This window comes from Actinomyces naeslundii, assembly GCF_001956585.1.
Classification (GTDB): Bacteria; Actinomycetota; Actinomycetes; order Actinomycetales; family Actinomycetaceae; genus Actinomyces; species Actinomyces naeslundii.
Map to the genome: position 1 here is coordinate 242,802 of NZ_MSRR01000010.1, position 18,224 is coordinate 261,025.

12 protein-coding genes are annotated in these 18,224 nt (G+C 66.2%); 7 read left to right on the forward strand and 5 right to left on the reverse strand.

Features of this window, described 5'->3' with window-relative positions; all coding sequences use genetic code 11:
• Positions 1-49: 49 nt before the first annotated feature.
• On the forward strand, positions 50-1,036 hold the full coding sequence (locus tag BKH33_RS06605; protein WP_076074691.1) for a LacI family DNA-binding transcriptional regulator: 987 nt from the start codon (positions 50-52) through the stop codon (positions 1,034-1,036).
• A gap of 731 nt (positions 1,037-1,767) precedes the next feature.
• On the opposite strand, the gene BKH33_RS06610 is transcribed toward BKH33_RS06605, so the two are convergent.
• The 4 genes from BKH33_RS06610 to nrdF all read right to left on the reverse strand — a co-directional run bounded on the left by BKH33_RS06610 (position 1,768) and on the right by nrdF (position 6,020).
• Positions 1,768-2,616, reverse strand: coding sequence for a hypothetical protein (locus BKH33_RS06610; RefSeq protein ID WP_232621405.1), 849 nt, complete (start codon positions 2,614-2,616; stop codon positions 1,768-1,770).
• A complete protein-coding gene (locus tag BKH33_RS06615) occupies positions 2,613-4,052 on the reverse strand; it encodes an LssY C-terminal domain-containing protein (RefSeq protein ID WP_100219041.1) in 1,440 nt (479 codons plus the stop codon). Before BKH33_RS06615 ends, BKH33_RS06610 begins: the two co-directional genes overlap by 4 nt.
• Positions 4,053-4,220: 168 nt before the next feature.
• Complete coding sequence (locus BKH33_RS06620) at positions 4,221-4,934, reverse strand: hypothetical protein (protein WP_003783612.1); 714 nt, start codon at positions 4,932-4,934, stop codon at positions 4,221-4,223.
• Positions 4,935-5,045: 111 nt separating this feature from the next.
• Positions 5,046-6,020, reverse strand: coding sequence for a class 1b ribonucleoside-diphosphate reductase subunit beta (nrdF, locus tag BKH33_RS06625; protein ID WP_003783772.1), 975 nt, complete (start codon positions 6,018-6,020; stop codon positions 5,046-5,048).
• Positions 6,021-6,203: 183 nt separating this feature from the next.
• Between nrdF and BKH33_RS06630 the strand changes: the two genes are divergently transcribed.
• The 6 genes from BKH33_RS06630 (at position 6,204) to BKH33_RS06655 (ending at position 15,982) form a co-directional block, all read left to right on the forward strand.
• Complete coding sequence (locus BKH33_RS06630; protein ID WP_003783592.1) at positions 6,204-6,803, forward strand: TetR family transcriptional regulator; 600 nt, start codon at positions 6,204-6,206, stop codon at positions 6,801-6,803.
• Positions 6,800-7,624: an ABC transporter ATP-binding protein gene (locus BKH33_RS06635; protein WP_003783737.1), complete on the forward strand. Its 825-nt coding sequence runs from the start codon at positions 6,800-6,802 to the stop codon at positions 7,622-7,624. The genes BKH33_RS06630 and BKH33_RS06635 overlap by 4 nt, the downstream gene beginning before the upstream one ends.
• Positions 7,621-8,397, forward strand: coding sequence for an ABC transporter permease (locus BKH33_RS06640; RefSeq protein WP_003783730.1), 777 nt, complete (start codon positions 7,621-7,623; stop codon positions 8,395-8,397). Before BKH33_RS06635 ends, BKH33_RS06640 begins: the two co-directional genes overlap by 4 nt.
• A gap of 242 nt (positions 8,398-8,639) precedes the next feature.
• On the forward strand, positions 8,640-13,733 hold the full coding sequence (locus tag BKH33_RS06645) for a DEAD/DEAH box helicase (RefSeq protein WP_232621406.1): 5,094 nt from the start codon (positions 8,640-8,642) through the stop codon (positions 13,731-13,733).
• An 855-nt stretch (positions 13,734-14,588) separates the two neighbouring features.
• On the forward strand, positions 14,589-14,882 hold the full coding sequence (locus tag BKH33_RS06650) for a type II toxin-antitoxin system RelE/ParE family toxin (RefSeq protein WP_003783760.1): 294 nt from the start codon (positions 14,589-14,591) through the stop codon (positions 14,880-14,882).
• Between the two features lie 29 nt (positions 14,883-14,911).
• Positions 14,912-15,982: a HigA family addiction module antitoxin gene (locus tag BKH33_RS06655; RefSeq protein ID WP_003783637.1), complete on the forward strand. Its 1,071-nt coding sequence runs from the start codon at positions 14,912-14,914 to the stop codon at positions 15,980-15,982.
• A gap of 13 nt (positions 15,983-15,995) precedes the next feature.
• Here BKH33_RS06655 and BKH33_RS06660 read toward each other — a convergent pair whose 3' ends face one another.
• Complete coding sequence (locus BKH33_RS06660) at positions 15,996-17,480, reverse strand: sugar porter family MFS transporter (RefSeq protein WP_003783702.1); 1,485 nt, start codon at positions 17,478-17,480, stop codon at positions 15,996-15,998.
• Positions 17,481-18,224 lie beyond the last annotated feature (744 nt).

An 18,224-nucleotide genomic window follows, 5' to 3' on the forward strand; every position in this document is an offset into this window, starting at 1 on the left:
ACCTCGCGTCATGCCAGGGCAGAGCCGGGGCGCGCAGGGAGCGCCGTCGATGAGCGACGTGGCCCGCTTGGCCGGCGTCTCGGCTCAAACGGTGTCGCGCGTGGCGGCGGGCTCGGAGCACGTCCGGCCCGATACCCGCGAGCGGGTCCTGCGCGCGATGAACCAGCTCGGCTACTCCCCCAACCGCGCAGCTCAGGCCCTGCGCCGCGGTTCCTTCAAGACGATCGGCGTGCTGACCCAGCAGATCCAGCGCACCGGGGAGGCCCTGACCACCGCGGGCGTGCTGGAGGCCGCTACCGCCGCCGACTACGCCGTCAACCTCGTCCAGGTGGAGCACCCCGCCTCCAACGACCTGCGCGAGGCCGTCTACCGGCTCTCCCACCAGGCCATCGATGGGCTTGTCGTCGTGCAGGCAGGGCGGGCCGGACGCGAGCAGCTGGTACTGCCCCCCTCGATGCCGGTGGCGGTCTCGGACTCCACGCTCGTGGACTACTACCCCTCGGCCAGCGCCGACCAGGTCGGCGGGGTGCGCGACGCCGTCGGCCACCTTCTGGAGCTGGGGCACCGCACCGTCCACCACGTGTGCGGGCCCGAGGACTCCCAGTCCAGCCTCATCCGCAGAGCCACCTGGGCCAGGACCCTGCGGGAGGCGGGACGGGTGGTTCCCGAGCCGGCACCCGGCGACTGGGAGGCCGCAGCGGGCTATGAGGCCGGCCTGCGCCTGGCCGCGGACCCGGAGGTGACGGCCGTCTTCTGCGCCAACGACGAGCTGGCTCTGGGCCTCATCCGGGCCATGCACGAGCAGGGAAGGCGCGTACCCAGCGACGTCTCGGTCGTCGGCTTCGACGGCCTGGCGCTGGGCGAGTACAGCTTCCCGCCCCTGACCACGGTGCGTCAGGACTTCAAGCGGCACGGCCACGAGATGGTGGACCTGGTGCTGGAGCAGGCAGCCTCCGGACCCCTGGACGGCAGCCGCAGCATCATCATCCCCACCGAGCTCCTCGTGCGCGGCTCAACCGCCCCGCCGACGCCCTGAGCGCGCAGCGCGGCGTCGGTGCGACTGCTTTGTCTCCTCACTTCTGAGACATGCGAGTGTCATGACTTCTGACATGCTCGCTCGGACGGGAACCCGGGGCGGGGCCAGTTGCCCTGGAGCTGACGGTGGACCGACGGAAAAGGCCTGACCGGGCGTCGGTGTCCATGGTGCGGACATCAACTCCGCACCGGCATCGCGACCCGAAGAGCAACCGCAGAATTCCAACGATCCTCATTGACTGCTTCGACGGCGGGGCTACTGATGTCCGCTGCGTGGACACCGGGCCGCTGGCGGGATCAACTCCCCCAGGGTCTTAGTGGTAGGGCTGAGCACCCCTGGCCCCATCCGCCCTGACTGGCTCCCGTTCCTGGTCCTGGTGACACCGACGCAGCACCGACTCCGACACGAGTCCCGCCACGGTCCGACCTACTCCACGAGGGTGGGGATCTACTGGCCAGGGATTGTGCGTACTGCACAAGAGCCCGACCTACGTGGACCACCCCCGACCCTTCCCCAGTAGCGTCCGACCCGCGTGCAGTACGCGCCAGTCACCGCCCGAGCGACTGGGAACGCTCAAACCTGTCCCTGCAGCCTGGACGAGTGCGGCAATCAGGCCTGATCCGCCCGCCCCGCCGGTGTCGTGAGATGTCATGACATCCAAAACTCTCAGAAGCCATGAGACAACACACGGTGTCGGCGCGACGTCGGCCCGGCCCAGCCCGGCCCTCGTCTCAGCCGGCTTGCGGCAGGAGCACGGAGGCGCCCAGGGCGAAGGGGAAGCCGGGCTTGAGGATGCACTGAATGACCGGCTGGGCCATTTCCAGGACACTGTCGGCGTCGAGTCCCTCCTCGCCGTTGGGGCCGGCCTCGGCCACAAGGTCGGAGTAGGGGATGGTGAGGTCGAGCAGGGCCATGCCGTCCTGGTGGGTGGCGGAGTCCCAGGCGCCGCCTTCCATCTCCTGGAGGGTGCCCAGGTGGAAGCGCATTACGCCGCGGTCGTCGACCTGCGCGGGCACGGACAGGATGTGGTGGGGCTCGGGATCGCGCGGCGCTCGCAGGGTGAACAGGATGATGCCGCCGTCGCGGGCGGCGCGCAGCATGATGCGGCCGATGTGGATGCCGAAGCTGACGACGTCGAAGACCCCTTCCATGGCCTCCTCGTGGCTCAACGGCGCCTCCAGGGGGATGGGCGCACCGTCACCGGGGTCATTGATCGCGCGGCGGCCCGACGGCGTCGCCGCCTTGAGCAGCAGGAGGCGACCAGAGTCGGTCAGGGTGCCGGTCTCGACGCACTCCTGCCAACCCGCCGGGGCCTGGGCGGGACCGGGCTCGGACTCCACCAGCCCCATCCCCAGGACGCTGGACAGGTCGGTGCCGTCGGCGGGCCGGTGCCAGGTGATGGTGGCGTCGTCGTGCCAGATGGGGACGACGCCGTTGAAGGGGATGCCGAAGCGCACGTGCTCGCGGTCCCTGTCGACTGGACGAGAGTCATCGACGTGGCTGGCATGCCGGCCGGCCCGCGCTGCTGGTCCCGCCCTGCCGGCGCTGCCTTCCTGCGGTCCTGCCAGGTACTCGCTCATGAATCCACTCTAACGGCGGCCGAGTCGTCGTATGGCTCCGCCTGCTCGGCGGTTCGGGTGCCGGCGCGGACGGAACGACGCTCCTCCTTGCGGGCGCGCTCCCACTCGTGGACCTGCCGGGCCGAGAGGGCCAGCAGGGCCAGGACCTGCAGCGCACTGGTGACGACCAGGCCGAGGGTGGCCTGGCGGACCCCGAGGCTGGAGACCTGAGCCATGTCGGTGACGATGCTCAGGACGAGGGTGGCCATGAGGGCGATGCGACCGCGCGGATGACCGTGCCAGGCCGCCACACCCAGGGCGGCGGTAATGAGCGTCAGGACGGCCGAGACCGCGGCGATCAGGCCGATGACAGCGGCCATGGCGCTCTGGTCCATCCCGGGGACCGGAGCGGTCTCCAGCAGGTCGGTGAGGTCGACCCGGACAGCGCGTATGAGCTCGACGACCATCAGGAGCCCGATGAGGACCAGGGCGATGACGAGCTGGCTGGGGCGGCGCCGTCGGGCCTCGAGGTCAGCGAGGTGGGCCAGGCGCAGAGAGAGCCCGGAGTCGGATCCGGGCACTACCTCATTGAGGTCGAGGACGTGAAGGGCGCCGTCGGTGACCACCCGGTCCCCTCCCCCGTTCTTGTCGTGGTAGGAGGTGAAGAAGTCCGGCCAGATCTCGAGCTCGGCGGCCTCGTTGGCCCAGCGGACGTCGTCGACGACGTAGTCGCGCTCAATGTCGATGTCCGCGTCGATCTTGTGGGTGACCTGGAGGGTGAGGACGCTCAGGCCGACGGCGCGGTCGTAGGTGGCGGCGGCCAGCCAGTCCACGCGCCCGCCGCCGGGCAGCGACCAGCCGGGCGGGCAGTACCAGAAGCGGATGTGGTGGCGCTGGGAGGGGTTGCCCTCCACCTCCTTCTGGTAGGCGAAGCTCTGCTTGCGCCCGAAGAGCATGAGGTTGGAGACGGGGGCGGCCGGGTAGGAGCGGCGCAGCAGCGAGGAGACGATGATCCGCCAGGAGGTGCGCAGAGTGATGGGGTCGGCGCGCACCCAGCCGGCCGCGACCATCGCCTCGTGAATGTCCTCCTCATCGCCCTTGACGGCGAGGTTGACGGGGTCGCCCAGGAGCCCGTCGGGGGTACGGGTGCGACCGATGAAGTAGTCGGGGACGTAGAGCCAGGTGAGGACCTGGTGCAGGCGCGGCAGGGCGAGGTAGGCCAGGACCGCCCAGAACAGCAGGGAGTTGACCACGAGCACCGGATCGAGGTGCCAACCCGATCCGATCAGCAGCCAGGCCAGCCACAGCGTGGCGACGGCGGCAATGGCGAAGAAGACGGAGTCGAGGACATCGTCGATGCTCCAGGAGCGAGCGTCGACCTCCGACATCTTGGAGGGGCCGTCCCGATAGACGGGCGGCGCCGTCGGGCGGGGGCGAGTCACCTCGGATGTCGTCATGACGTCACGCTACCGAATGCCTCCGACGCCGGAGGCCGGCCGCGCCGTCACAAGCCGATGCCTCGCACGGCGCCGCGCCCTTCGATCCTGCGGGGACGGAGGGCGCGGCAGCCGGAAGACAGCATCGTCGGGAATCTCGGGGCCGCCGAGGAGACGATGTCGTCGGATCTACTTCAGCACGAGGTCCTGGGTGTCGGAGTAGGCCGGGTACTCCTTGCCGGTCTGCGAGCTCTTTGCGTCTTCGCGGTCGTAGACGATGCTGGTGGTGCCCTCGGAGAACGGCTTCAGCGTGCTCGACTTCGTCACGGAGCTGAGGGCGAACCAGCCCTCTACCTTCTCAGAGCCGAAGTCCTCGTAGTCGATCACCTCAAGACCGTCATCCTTCAGGTCGTCGGTCAGCAGCGCTCCGTACTCATCCGCCTTGAGGGAGGAGCTCGATTTGTCCTGGAGTGAGGTGGAATCTGAGAGTGTGGTGCTGTAACCGATGTCTCCGCTGAAGTCGAGCGTGCAGTGAAGCAGGTAGACAGTCTCTTCGCTGTGGGTCTGCTTGTACTTCGGTGCGGCGTAGTCCTCGATGACCTTGTCGCAGGTCTGCGTGAGACTGATCTGCTCGTCCTTGAAGGTCACCGGCTTGATGTTCTGAATCTTGGAGCCGGACTTGGTGGTCTCACCGTCCTTGTCCGTAGAGCCCTTGGAGTCCTTGTCATCCTTGGAGTCCTCGGACGGGGCTGTGTCCGAGGCGTCCGAGCCCGCCTCGACGGAGCTGCTTGCGGAGGCGCCGTCGGGCGAGGGCTGGGCGATATCCTGCTCATCGCAGGCGGACAGTCCGGCAGCCATGGCGAGAGTGGCGATGGCGGAGAGAACCTTGACGGTGGAGCGCATGGGAGTTCCTTTCTGGCGCGCTGCGAACAGCGAAATTGTGTGCCGCACACGCTCTCTCCACTATGGGGAGACCACCCGGGGGAAGTACTCCCCACCTCCGCCCGGGTGCGCTCAGAAGTCCCAGTCCTCGTCCTGGGTGGCCTCGGCCGTGCCCATGACGTAGGAGGAGCCCGAGCCGGAGAAGAAGTCGTGGTTCTCGTCGGCGTTGGGGGACAGTGAGGCGAGGATCGCCGGGTTGACGTCGACGGCATCGGCCGGGAAGAGCGCCTCGTAGCCCAGGTTCATGAGGGCCTTGTTGGCGTTGTAGCGCAGGAACTTCTTGACGTCCTCGGTCAGGCCGAGCTCGTCGTAGAGGTCCTCGGTGTACTGCTCCTCGTTGTCGTAGAGCTCCATGAGCAGCTCAAAGGTGTAGTCCTTGAGCTCTTGCTGACGCTCGGGCGAGGACTCGCGCACGGCCAGCTGGTACTTGTAGCCGATGTAGTAGCCGTGGACGGCCTCGTCGCGGATGATGAGGCGGATGAGGTCGGCGGTGTTGGTCAGCTTGGCGTGGCTGGACCAGTACATGGGGGCGTAGAAGCCGGAGTAGAAGAGGAAGGACTCCAGCATGGTGGAGGCGACCTTGCGCTTCTCAGGGTCGTCGCCGCGGTAGTAGTCCAGGATGATGCGGGCCTTGCGCTGAAGGTTCTCGTTCTCCTCGCTCCAGCGGAAGGCCTCGTCGATCTCCGCCGTCGAGATGAGGGTGGAGAAGATGGAGGAGTAGGAGCGGGCGTGGACCGACTCCATGAAGGCGATGTTGGTGAGCACCGCCTCCTCGTGGGGGGTGCGGGCGTCCGGGATGAGGGAGACCGCGCCGACCGTGCCCTGGATGGTGTCCAGGAGGGTCAGGCCGGTGAAGACGCGGGTGGTCATGTTCTTCTCGGCCTCATTGAGGGTGGCCCACGACTGCACGTCATTGGACAGCGGCACCTTCTCGGGCAGCCAGAAGTTGCCGGTGAGGCGGTCCCAGACCTCGAGGTCCTTGTCGTCGGTCAGGCGGTTCCAGTTGATGGCCTGGACGCGGTCGACCAGCTTGATGGGCTCGTGCATCGGTTCCTCCCGGGGTTTGGGTGATCTGGCCTCATGCTACCGACGACGGCGCCGACGGGCTCGACGCCCGACCGGTCAGCGCCTGTGGTGCCCGCCGCGCTCCCGCAGCCGACAGCTTCCGGGAGGAAGGCCGACCAGCGGACGTTATTGACTCACATAACGTTACTGACTAACATTTTCTGCATGAGTCCACGCGCCTCCACCGCCGACCGGCTCCGGCGCACCGCACTGCGGATGTTCGCCGAGCAGGGCTTCGACGCCGTCCCGGTCACCGCGATCGCCAAGGCCGCCGGGGTCTCCCACATGACCTTCTTCCGCCACTTCCCCACCAAGGAGGCCGTGGTGGTGAGTGACCTGTTCGATCCGCCCATCGCCGAGGCGGTGCGAGCTCAGCCGCAGCGGTGGCGGCCCCTGACCCGGGCCGTGCGGGGCCTCGTTGCGGCAATGGACCAGGAGTCAGCGCACGAGGAGATGTCCTCCCGAGAGTTCTACGAACGCATTCGGCTGGCAGCTCTCACCCCGTCGCTGGCGGCCGCCGTGCGAACCGCAGGACAGGAGACCGAGCGTGCCATCGCCGCGGCGCTCATCGCTCCCGGGGTGGACGACGCGGCGGCGCGGGCCGCGGCCGGAGCCGTCATGGGCGCGGCGAGCAGCCTCCTGCTTGCCTGGACCGGCGAGAACAACGCGCCCGACGCCGGAGCAACCGGTACGGCCACCAGCACCGCCGGCGAGGCGGCAACCGTTCTCAGTCGAGGTCTTCTCAGCCTCCTGGGGGAATCATGAGCGGCACAGCAGCTCCAGCCCTGGAGGTTGAGGGCGTCCATGTTGCCCTGCGGAGGAAGCCTGTTCTACACGGCCTCAGTCTCTCGCTCGCCGAGGGCGAGTGCCGCGCCGTCGTAGGTCTCAACGGCGCTGGGAAGACCACGGCCCTGCGCGTCATCCTCGGCATGCTCCACCCCAACGCCGGGAGGGTTCTCCTGTACGGCCGCGATATCGCCTCCACCTCCAGGGACGTGTGGCGACAGGTGGGTCATCTGGTGGAGACACCATTCTCCTACCCCGAGCTCACGGCCCGGCAGAACATCGAGGCTGCTGCCCGCCTCCACGGGGCCGACCCCGAGCACGCCGGGAGGCTCACAGCCCGGATGAGTGAGGCGCTGGCGCTGACCGGTTGGCTCGATGTGCCCGTACGCCGCCTGTCACTGGGGACGCGCCAGAAGGTGGGGCTGGTGGGAGCATTGGCTCATGAGCCGGACGTCGTCGTCCTCGATGAGCCGACCAACGGGCTCGATCCGCTCGCCGTCGTCGGATTCAGGGATCTGCTGCGGGAGGTGACCGGGCGCGGCGGAGCGGTGCTGGTGACCGGGCACCACTTCGATGAGCTGACGCGCATCGCCGACCGCGTCGACATCCTGCACCGGGGACGGATCATCGACACGATCGTGCCCGAGGAACCCGGCCGCCCCGGAGGCGCAGACCTCGAGAGAGTCTTCTTCGACGCCGTCCTGGCGGCGGACCTGGCCACAGACAGCACTGCCCTGGAGTCTGGGGCGGGGCCGGACGCCCGCGTGGACACAAGCCGTGAACGGACGGAGGTCTCATGATGGCCATGGATCGCAGCGCTCTCGGGATCGTGATCGGCATGGAGGCCCGCAAGCTGGCTCGGGCCACGGTGACGCGCGTGGCGACGATCGCCGCCCTCACCCTGGTCACGGTCACCACGGCCGGCGGTTATGCCGCCGCGATGCACGCCGGAGACACCGATATGGGGCGGAAGGCGGCGTCCATGGTGACCTCGCCGGGCTGGGACGGCTACACCGGTCTGGGGGCGACGAGCGTGAGCGCGACGATCCTCCTGGCTGTGGGCGTGGTGATGTCCTGGAGTGTGGGGCGGGAGTTCACCGATGGAACCATTGTGGGCCTGTTCGCCATCCCGCCGGCCCTGCGAACCATTGCGACGGCGAAGATGGTGGTGACCCTGTCCTGGGCGGTTCTGCTGGGAGCCGGCGAGGCGGCACTACTGATGACGGCGGGGCTGCTGCTCGGCCTGGGGGCGGCAGGAGCCGCCGGCTGCTTCGCGACGCTGTTGCTTGTCTCGGTGGCGCTCGGCGCCGGTATCTTGCCGGTCATGTGGGCGGCAACGTGGTGGCGCAGCTACCTGGCCGGCATCGGGCTGACACTGGCGATCCTGGTCGTCACCAATCTGGCCGCAGGGTTCGGGCTCGGTTCCTACGTCCCGTGGTCCATCCCGATCGTGTGGGCCTCGCACCAGACGGAGGTCAGCACGCCGTTGCTGGCGACACCGGTGATGACCACCGCGATCGGCGCCTGGATCACCTACCGGTCCTGGGACCACCTGCAGCTGGGCGCCGACTGAGCACGAGGCCGCTCCCGGCAGACGTTCAGACAGACGTCAGCCCACCCGGACGAGCCAGGGCGAGAGCGGTCAGAAGGACACGGATGACGCTGCGTCGACGATGAGCCATGATGTCACGGTAAGGTCTCACCCCCGTCACACGGGATGGGGATTCCTCCCCTTGCCTCACTCATATCCGGCCCAGTCCCGTCACCTGCGGTCTCGCGGCAGCACCTCGCCTTTCTCACCGTATGCTTCTCCCCGTGAGTCAGTCGCGCATCGCAGAGATTCTTCACGCCCTGGACTTCGAGGCACAGACGCAGCGAGGCAAGGGCACGGCCTTCGAGCGCCTGGTGCGCCAGTTCCTTCTCACGGACCCGCGTCACGCCGAGCGCTTCGACGAGGTGTGGATGTGGAGCGACTGGCCGGAGCGGGGCGCGCGCCCGGACCGCGGCATCGACCTGGTGGCCCGCGAGCGCGAGACCGGCAAGCTGTGTGCCGTCCAGTGCAAGTTCTATGATCCTGATACGGGCGTCATCACCAAGGGTGACGTCGACTCCTTCCTGGCAGAGTCGGGGACGGGAGAGTTCACCTCCCGGCTGTTCGTGTCCACTACGGAGCACTGGAACTCGGCCGCGGAGGAGACGGTGTCCCGTCAGGCCATCCCGGTCTCCCGGATCGGCCTGGAGGACCTCTTCAACTCCACGATCGACTGGGACTCCTTCAGCCTGGAGACCCCCGAGGTCATGGTTCGCACCGGCGGCAAGAGCCTGCGCGAGCACCAGAAGCGGGCCCTGGACGCGGTGAGCGCGGGGCTGTCCACAGCGGACCGGGGCAAGCTCATCATGGCATGCGGCACCGGTAAGACCTTCACGTCCCTGCGCATTGCGGAGGCCATGGCGGGCCCCGGCGGCCGGGTCCTGTTCCTCGTGCCCTCCATCGCACTGCTGTCTCAGACGCTCATGGAGTGGAGTGCCGAGTCGGAGGTGCCGCTGCGCTCCTTCGCGGTCTGCTCGGATACGAAGGTCGGCAAGGGGCGCAAGCGCACCAGCCTGAGCGAGGACATCTCGGTGGTGGACCTGGCGATCCCGGCCACCACGGATGGAGCGGCGCTCGCTGATCGCTTGACGCGCCGCCCCGCCCCGGTCAACGGGACGGCCCCGATGACGGTGGTCTTCTCCACCTACCAGTCGATCGACGCCGTCGCCCAGGCCCAGGAACTCGGCGCCCCCGGCTTCGATCTGGTGATCTGCGACGAGGCCCATCGCACGACCGGCGCCACCGTCGCGGGCACGGACGAGTCCGCCTTCGTCCGTGTCCACAACAACGGCTACATCCACGCCTCCAAGCGTCTCTACATGACGGCGACTCCCCGCATCTATGACGACTCGACCAAAGCGCGCGCCGGTCAGAAGAACGCGATCCTCGCCTCCATGGACGACGTCGAGACCTACGGTGAGGAACTCTTCCGCCTGGGCTTCGGTGAAGCGGTCTCCCGTAGCCTCCTGACCGACTACAAGGTCCTGGTCCTCACGGTCTCCGAGGACCAGATCGCTGATCAGATGCAGTCCTCCTTGGCTCAGGGTGGCGACCTCGGGCTCGACGACGCTGCCCGGATCGTGGGCTGCTGGAACGCCTTAGCCAAGCGCAGCGTGAACACAGCCGACTACGGCAGGGACATCCAGCCGATGCGCACGGCGGTGGCCTTCGCCCGCGATATCAAGACGTCAGACAGTTTCGCCTCCTCCTTCAGCAAGGTGGTCGAGGACTACCGGCTCATGCTCACCGACGAATCCGAGGGACCCGAGCTGCCCGACGACGCTGACGGCACCAGCTCCGACGCCCCAGCTCAGAAGCGGCTGGGATCCGTGGAAGTTCGCCACGTGGACGGCTCCATGAACATCATGGAGCGCAACGGTCTGCTGTCCTGGCTCTCGGGCGACCTGGGTGCGCCGGCGCCAACCCGGCAGGCATCGTCGGCATCGGAGTCGGAGGAGACATCCGTGTCCTGCCGAATCCTGTCCAACGCCCGGTGCCTGTCCGAGGGTGTGGACGTCCCGGCCCTGGATGCGGTCATGTTCCTGTCCCCGCGCAAGTCCCAGGTGGACATCGTCCAGTCTGTGGGACGGGTGATGCGCCTGGCGCCGGGCAAGCAGTACGGCTACATCATCCTGCCGGTGGCGATCCCGCCTGGGATGTCGCCCGAGGACGTCCTGTCTGACAATGACACCTTCCGGGTGGTGTGGGAGGTGCTTCAGGCGCTGCGCGCTCACGATGAGCGCTTCGACGCCATGGTCAACAAGATCGATCTCAACCAGTCCAAGCCGGACAAGATCGCCATCATCGACCCCTTTGGGGCTGCCGCCGACGACAGCGACTCCTCCAGTACTCCGGCGCCTCAGCAGGCGGCCTTCGACCTGGGGGCGCTCGGCAAGTGGCGGGAGGCGATCTACGCCCGCCTGGTCCAGAAGGTCGGCTCGCGGCGTTACTGGGAGCAGTGGGCCAAGGACGTGGCCGATATCGCGGCCCGTCACCGTAAGCGCCTGGCCAAGCGGGTGCAGGACCCGGAGGTGGCGGCCGAGTTCGAGCGCTTCCTGGCGGCTCTGCGCGCCAATCTCAACGACTCGGTCACCTCGGAGTCCGCGATCGACATGCTCTCTCAGCACCTGGTGACCAAGCCGGTGTTTGACGCGGTCTTCGACGGCTACGACTTCGCGGCCGAGAACCCGGTGGCGCAGGTGATGGGCCGGATGCTCCGGGTGCTGGAGGGCTCCAACCTGGAGGCGGAGACCGAGGAGCTGGAGGGCTTCTATGAGTCGGTTCGCGAGCGCTGCGCGGGCATTGACAACGCCGCGGGCAAGCAGAGGGTCATCACCGAGCTCTACGAGAAGTTCTTCTCCCTAGCCTTCTCCAAGACCGCCAAGTCGCTGGGGATCGTCTACACGCCGGTGCAGATCGTGGACTTCATTCTGCGCAGCGTGGACTGGCTGGCACGCACCCACCTGGGGCGCGGCATCACAGATGAGGGTGTGCACGTACTCGACCCCTTCACCGGGACTGGGACCTTCATCGTCCGGCTCCTGCAGTCCGGCCTCATCAGCAAGGCGGATCTGGCGCGCAAGTACGCGAGCGAGCTGCACGCCAATGAGATCCTGCTGTTGGCCTACTACATTGCGGCGGCCAATATCGAGGTCACCTACCGCGACCTCATGCGCAGCGAGGCGCCACCGGCCAGCGGTGATGAGGACGACCCGGCGCAGGCGGGGTACACGCCTTTCGACGGGATCGTCCTGGCTGACACCTTCCAGATGACCGAGGACGGGGACATGCTGGATCAGAGCGTGTTTGTAGCCAACAACGACCGGGCTACGGCCCAGCTGGAGTTGAAGAGTATTCAGGTGGTCATTGGCAACCCGCCCTACTCGGTGGGGCAGGAGTCCGCCAATGACAACAACGCCAACCAGCACTACCCATCCCTGGACGCCAAGATCGAGGCGACCTACGCGGCCCGCTCCACGGGCACCAACAAGAACTCTCTGTACGACTCCTACCTTCGCGCCATCCGTTGGGCCTCGGACCGCGTCGGGGAGGCCGGGGTCATCGGCTTCGTCACCAACGGCGGCTTCATCGACGGCAACACGGCCGACGGCGTACGCCTCACCCTGGCTGAGGAGTTCTCCCATCTCTACGTCTACAACTTGCGAGGCAACGCGCGAACCTCAGGCGAGTTGCGCAGAAAAGAGAAGGGCAACGTCTTCGACTCAGGTGGACGCACCACGATCGCCGTCATTTTCCTCGTCAAGGACCCTGCCCATGAGGGACCAGCCACCCTGCACTATCAGGATATCGGCGACTACCTCTCCCGAGAAGACAAACTGCGGATCGTCGAGGAGTCGCAGATCGACACCCTGAAGTGGGAGACCATCACCCCAAACGCCCAGGGCGACTGGATCAACCAGCGCGATCCGAACTACGAGTCCTGGCAGTCCATCGGCGAGGGACAGGCGCCGGTCTTCGCCTCCTACACAGCGGGATTGCAGACGAACCGCGACGCGTGGGTCTACAACTTCTCACTGCCAGGCCTGCGCGACTCAGCGCAACGGCTCATTGAGACGTACAACGAGGAGCGCGAGCGCATTCACCGCACCCGAGCAGCCAACCTGAAGGCCGGCACGAAGGTGCGTGATCTCGTCACCAACGACGAAACGCGGATCAAATGGACGTCGGGCCTCTACAGCGACCTAGCAAAGAACCGTGCCATCAGCTACAACGCGGGAGCCACCTACTGCGGCTTGTACCGTCCCTTCTGCAAGCAGTGGCTCAACGCCTCCGACGGCATCATTCACCGTCCCGCTGTTTTGCGCCGCTACTTCCCGACTCCCGGGCACGACAATGTCGGCTTTTATCTTGTTGGTCAAGGCTCCGACGTTCCCTTCTCCACCGTGATGACAGATGCTGCACCAAACCTCCATGTCACAGGTGCCGGTAGCGGAGGTCAGTTCTTCCCACGCTGGACGTGGGAACCGGTTGGGCGTCGTCATGCGGCCGAGTCAGGCATGCTGGACCTCTCCGGTGGCAAGGAAGCGGAGGAGTCCGGCGGCGCCGTCGGGCAGGAGGGTGAGGTGCTGGGCGGCTACCGCCGGGTGGACAACATCACCAACGCCACGCTGCACAGCTACCAGGCCGCCTACGGGCCGGAAGTCACCAAGGATGACGTCTTCTACTACGTGTATGCCCTCCTGCACTCACCGGAGTATCGGACTCGGTATGGCGCGGATCTGAAGAAGTCATTGCCTCATATCCCGCTGGTGGCGAGTCGGGAGGACTTCGTCGCCTTCACCACGGCTGGGCGCGGTCTTGCTGATTTGCACCTGGATTATGAGTCCGTGGAGCCCACGCAACTGAGCCTCGTCATCGACGGCGAGAATGTGCCCTGGGATCTGCGGGAGACGATCTCACCGAGCCTGCTGCATGTGGAGAAGATGCGCTATGCCCGGGTACGCCGGGACGGCAGGCTGGAAGATGACAAGACCTCGATCGTCTACAACGAGCATGTGACGGTCTCCGACATTCCCACCCGGGCACAGGACTACCTGCTGGGGTCGCGCAGCGGCCTGGACTGGCTTCTGGACCGCTACCGCGTGAGCACCCACAAAGCCTCCGGGATCGTCAATGACCCCAACGACTGGATGGCCGAGGGCGGGGGTGGCGGCCCCACCGCCTCGGCGCAGCCCCGCTACCTCCTGGACCTCATCGCCCGCATCACCACTGTCTCCGTCCGCACCCAGCAGATCGTGACCTCCCTGCCGCCGCTTGACGTAAAGCCAACAGGCACTCCTACGCAAATTGAATTATGACAAGCCAGGACTGGGCTTCCTGGATAGGAGCAATAGGAACCGCCGGGGCAACGCTCATTGCCACAATCACTTTGGCTCTGGAGGCATGGCGGAGGCGCTGCGACAAGAGAAAAGAGCAAGCAACACGCATTACCGCCTGGATTCTGACAGGCCAAAAGTCGGAACAAAAAACTGAAGACATCATACGCATCAGCAATCAATCCCTCTCTCCCGCATACAGGTGTGTCGCGACCTTCATCATCAACGAACAAGACGGGCGCCACTCCCAAGCGGATTACAGAAGAATGGTTACGACTCTTCCCCCGGGCGAATGGCAGCTTGCCGCCCCCAAAGGGTGGGGAGGGATGTGCTATCGCCCTGGCGTAGAGATAGCCTTCACTGATGCACGCGGAGTACACTGGATACGAAACGCCGTGGGGCAGTTGCGCGAGAGTCCCATTGATGCGATCAAGCACTACGGAATAGAATTGCCCTATTCTTCAGATCGACTGACTCCAGCAACCACATAGACCCTCCTGAACATATCTCTTCGACAGGCAAGTCGATACAATGCGAACGCGACTTCGTCCGCAGCAAACACAAGCCACTGACTGTGCTCACAAGAGGAGGCGCTGTGGCAACACGAGCAGATCTCGAACTGACACTCGCCGCGTGTCACTCCGCCAGCCTGGGGGAGGTCCGCAGAGAGCGACGACCGAGCAGCAGGCCCAGCCCCCAAGCACCCCGAAGCTGAGCCATAGTGCGCAGCCCCCCGCCCTCACGTCCGCATGACATGACTCTCGCAACACTCTCGTTTTCCAGTTGGAAATAGTGTTACGATCTAGGTAACTGTTACGCACCAGGTAACATACGGCCATGGAAGTGAGGTACACCGACCGCAAGATCGAGAAGATCTGCACCAACGAGCGCGAGATGAAGCGCAAACTGAGCCAGTCCGTGGCAAAACGGCTACGACTGCGCATCGCGGAGCTCTATAACGCCGAGTCCTTCGATGACCTCCTCCAGGGCACCGGCCGATGGGAAACCTTGAGCGGCGACCGCGTAGGTCAGTGGTCAGCCCGGCTCACCGCTAACTGGCGACTCATCGTCACCGATGAAGGTGGCACTCCTGTCGTCGCCTGCGTCATCGAGATCATCGACTACCACTAGACCACCAAGCACCTGAAAGGAAGGCAGGCATGGCCACGTACGCCGCACACCCCGACTACGTCGTGCCTACCGGGGACTTCATCGAAGAGTGGATGGAAGAGGAGGGCATCAATGCCGCTGAGCTTGCCCGCCGACTTGATGTGAGCCGAAAGCACGTCAGCGAACTGCTCCGAGGCAAAGCCCCACTCAGCCATGACATGGCGCTCAGGCTGGAGAACACCACCGGTGTCCCTGCCCGCATCTGGAACCTCCATGAGACCGGATACCAGGCGGCTCTGGCTCGCCAGGCCGCGGACGCGAAACTGGTCACCCAGTACGACCGCGCCAAGGACTTCCCCCTGAGCTACCTTCGCAAGCACTCATTCATCACCGCGCCTGCCAGCGATAAAGCCGGGACAGTGCGAGGACTGCTCCAGTTCTTCGGCATCTCCTCGATGGACGCCTTCCAAGCCACCTGGAATCAGGGCGCTGTCGCGTATCGCCGCTCCGTCGTCGGGCACCACAACCCCCACCGCCTGGCCACCTGGCTCCGGGCCGCGGAACGAAGCTGTGCTCCAGGAGACTTCCCCATCTACGATCGTGAAAACTTGGAAGCAGCCCTTCCCGAGCTCCGCTCACTCACAGTCGAGGATCCTGTGCAGGCCATTCAGAAGGCCCAGGCTCTTCTGCGGGACTGCGGGGTGGCGCTCACACTGGTTCCAGCGGTGCCGGGGCTCGGCACCCACGGTGCCACCCGCTGGATCCACGGACACCCCCTCGTCCAACTCTCGGACCTGTGGAAGTGCGATGACCAACTCTGGTTCACACTCTTCCACGAGATCGCTCACGTCCTTCTCCACGAGTCAAATGGTCTCTACCTCAACAACGACCATGACAACCTTGAGAAGGAGGCCAACGCCTACGCCTCCCGCTTCCTCGTTCCGGAGGACTACGAGGACAGGCTCCCTCGTCATCGCAACCTCGACGAGGTGAAAGCACTTGCCAAGGAACTAGGGATCGCCCCCAGCATCGTGCTGGGACAGGCACAGCATCGCACTGGCGACTACGCCTGGGGGCACAGCCTCAAGCGAAAGGTGTCGATTACGGGCCTGGCTGCGTAGGCTCCGACTCAACTCAGACCGCCAGGTCCTCCATCTCCTCGAGCTCCTTGCCCTTGGTCTCGGGCACCCGGAAGAAGACGAAGAGGAGGGACAGCAGCGCGAAGACGGCGTAGAAGCCGTAGGCGAAGGTCAGGCTGATGCTGGAGAAGGTCGGGAAGGTGGTGGAGATGAAGAAGTTCGCCACCCACTGGGCCGCGGCCGCCACCGCCAGCGCCCCGGCGCGGATCCGGTTGGGGAACATCTCGCCCAGCAGCACCCACACGAGCGGCCCCCAGGTCGCTCCGAAGGCCACGACGAACAGGTTCGCCGCCACCAGCGCGATAGGCGACCACGGCGCCTCCAGAGTTACCTCACCACCACTGACGTTGGCGAAGGAGAAGGCCAGCGCCATGAGCCCCAGGGAGACAGTCATGAAGAACGAGCCGGCCAGCAGCATGGGCCGGCGCCCCACCTTGTCCACCAGGAGGATCGCCAGGATCGTCACCACGATGTTGGTGACCGACGTGATGACCGTGATGGTCAGGGCGTCGGACTCCTGGAAGCCCACGGTGCGCCACAGCGTCGTCGAGTAGTAGAAGATGACATTGATGCCCACGAACTGCTGGAAGACGGACAGCAGGATGCCTACCCACACGATCGGCTTGAGCCCCAGAGCCGCGCCGCGCAGGTCGGACAGGGACTCGCGCTTCTCGGAGTCGATGGTCGAGCGGATCTCCTCGATCTTGAGGTTGACGTTGATGATGCCGGTGAAGTCGTAGAGCACCTGGGAGGCCTTGTCGTAGTCGCCGCGCGCCACCAGGAAGCGCGGGGACTCTGGCAGCCGGAAGGCGAAGAGCCCGTAGACGAGAGCCGGCAGTCCCTCGGCGATGAACATCCACCGCCAGGCCTCCATCCCCAGCCACAGCTCCTTAGCGGCCCCGCCCGCCTGGCCGGAGAACCAGGCGTCGGCCAGAAGTGAGGAGAAGATGCCGACGACGATCGCCAGCTGCTGGAGGGAGCCCAGGCGGCCGCGCACACTCGCCGGCGAGACCTCGGCGATGTAGGCCGGAGCGATGACGGAGGCCGCCCCCACCCCCAGGCCGCCCACCACGCGCCACACGATGAAGTCGATGACACCGAAGGCCAGCCCCGATCCGAGTGCGGAGGCCAGGAACATGACGGCGGCGATGAGCATGACCGGCACCCGCCCCAGCCGGTTGGAGACCGGCCCGGCGAACCAGGCACCCACCGTGCAGCCGATGAGCGCCGAGGAGACGGAGAAGCCCTTGAGCGCATCGCTGAGGGCGAACTGGTCGGAGAGGGCGTCGACGGCGCCATTGATAACGGCGGTATCGAACCCGAAGAGGAACCCGCCCAGGGCCGCGGCTACACAGATGCCGATGATCCGGGCGTTGATACGACTGACGGTCGAACCCGGATCATCCGAGGTCGAGGCGGGTGAGGATGTGGCCGGCGGCCGTGAGGCGGAGGACGGTGACGACTGGGAGGACTCTGCCATGGTGTGTTTCCTGACGTCGGAAGAGTCGCGCACGGCGCTCGCTTCATGCCGTGCGGCATGGCGGACCCCTTCAGGTTACGACCGTGCCGGGCGCCACAAGAACCGCTTCGACATTCGTTTCCGCGCCCCCGTCTCCTGTCCGATCCGACGCCGCCCGGTCAGGACCCTGGTCCTTGACACCTGAGCGATTCATCCGAGTACGAGCACCTTCGCCTCGCGCCGGGCTCCACAGCAGCACCGGCCAGCGGTGTTCCGCTTCCCATCTCGCGCGGCTGGTGGCGAGCGATGATGCACTCGAGCCCACCTGAGTGCAGGACTCAGGTGGGCTCGGGTGCATCTCCCTATGAGAGGTGGGAACCGGTGGCCGGCATCAGGCGCGGCGACGGCTCACCAGCAGAGCACCTCCCATCACGGCCAACACGGCAACCGCCAACGGCAGACCAACCCTGACACCGGTGCTGGCCAGAGGGCCTCCAGAGGGCTCCTGGGGCTTCGCCGGGTCGCTGGGTGCGGCAGGCGGAGTACCACTCGGCGAGGAGGGGGCGCCAGGCGTGGCGGGGTCACTCGGGTCCGGGGTAGCGCTCGGATCGGGGGACGGCGACTCACTGGGCGCCGGAGTCGGAGACTCGCTCGGGTCCGGAGTCTCACCAGGCGTCGGGGACTCGCTGGGAGTCGGTGAGGGCTCGGGCGTGGGAGTCGGCGAAGGCTCCGGCGTCGGGGACTCGCTGGGAGTCGGCGTGGGCT

Coding starts and splice junctions, on each gene's coding strand:
- BKH33_RS06610 (WP_232621405.1), bottom strand. CDS start 2,616: ATGAGCGAGTACCTGGCAGGACCGCAGGAAGGCAGCGCCGGCAGGGCG.
- BKH33_RS06620 (WP_003783612.1), bottom strand. CDS start 4,934: ATGCGCTCCACCGTCAAGGTTCTCTCCGCCATCGCCACTCTCGCCATG.
- BKH33_RS06650 (WP_003783760.1), top strand. CDS start 14,589: ATGGAAGTGAGGTACACCGACCGCAAGATCGAGAAGATCTGCACCAAC.
- BKH33_RS06640 (WP_003783730.1), top strand. CDS start 7,621: ATGATGGCCATGGATCGCAGCGCTCTCGGGATCGTGATCGGCATGGAG.
- BKH33_RS06605 (WP_076074691.1), top strand. CDS start 50: ATGAGCGACGTGGCCCGCTTGGCCGGCGTCTCGGCTCAAACGGTGTCG.
- nrdF (WP_003783772.1), bottom strand. CDS start 6,020: ATGCACGAGCCCATCAAGCTGGTCGACCGCGTCCAGGCCATCAACTGG.
- BKH33_RS06655 (WP_003783637.1), top strand. CDS start 14,912: ATGGCCACGTACGCCGCACACCCCGACTACGTCGTGCCTACCGGGGAC.
- BKH33_RS06660 (WP_003783702.1), bottom strand. CDS start 17,480: ATGGCAGAGTCCTCCCAGTCGTCACCGTCCTCCGCCTCACGGCCGCCG.
- BKH33_RS06615 (WP_100219041.1), bottom strand. CDS start 4,052: ATGACGACATCCGAGGTGACTCGCCCCCGCCCGACGGCGCCGCCCGTC.
- BKH33_RS06635 (WP_003783737.1), top strand. CDS start 6,800: ATGAGCGGCACAGCAGCTCCAGCCCTGGAGGTTGAGGGCGTCCATGTT.
- BKH33_RS06630 (WP_003783592.1), top strand. CDS start 6,204: ATGAGTCCACGCGCCTCCACCGCCGACCGGCTCCGGCGCACCGCACTG.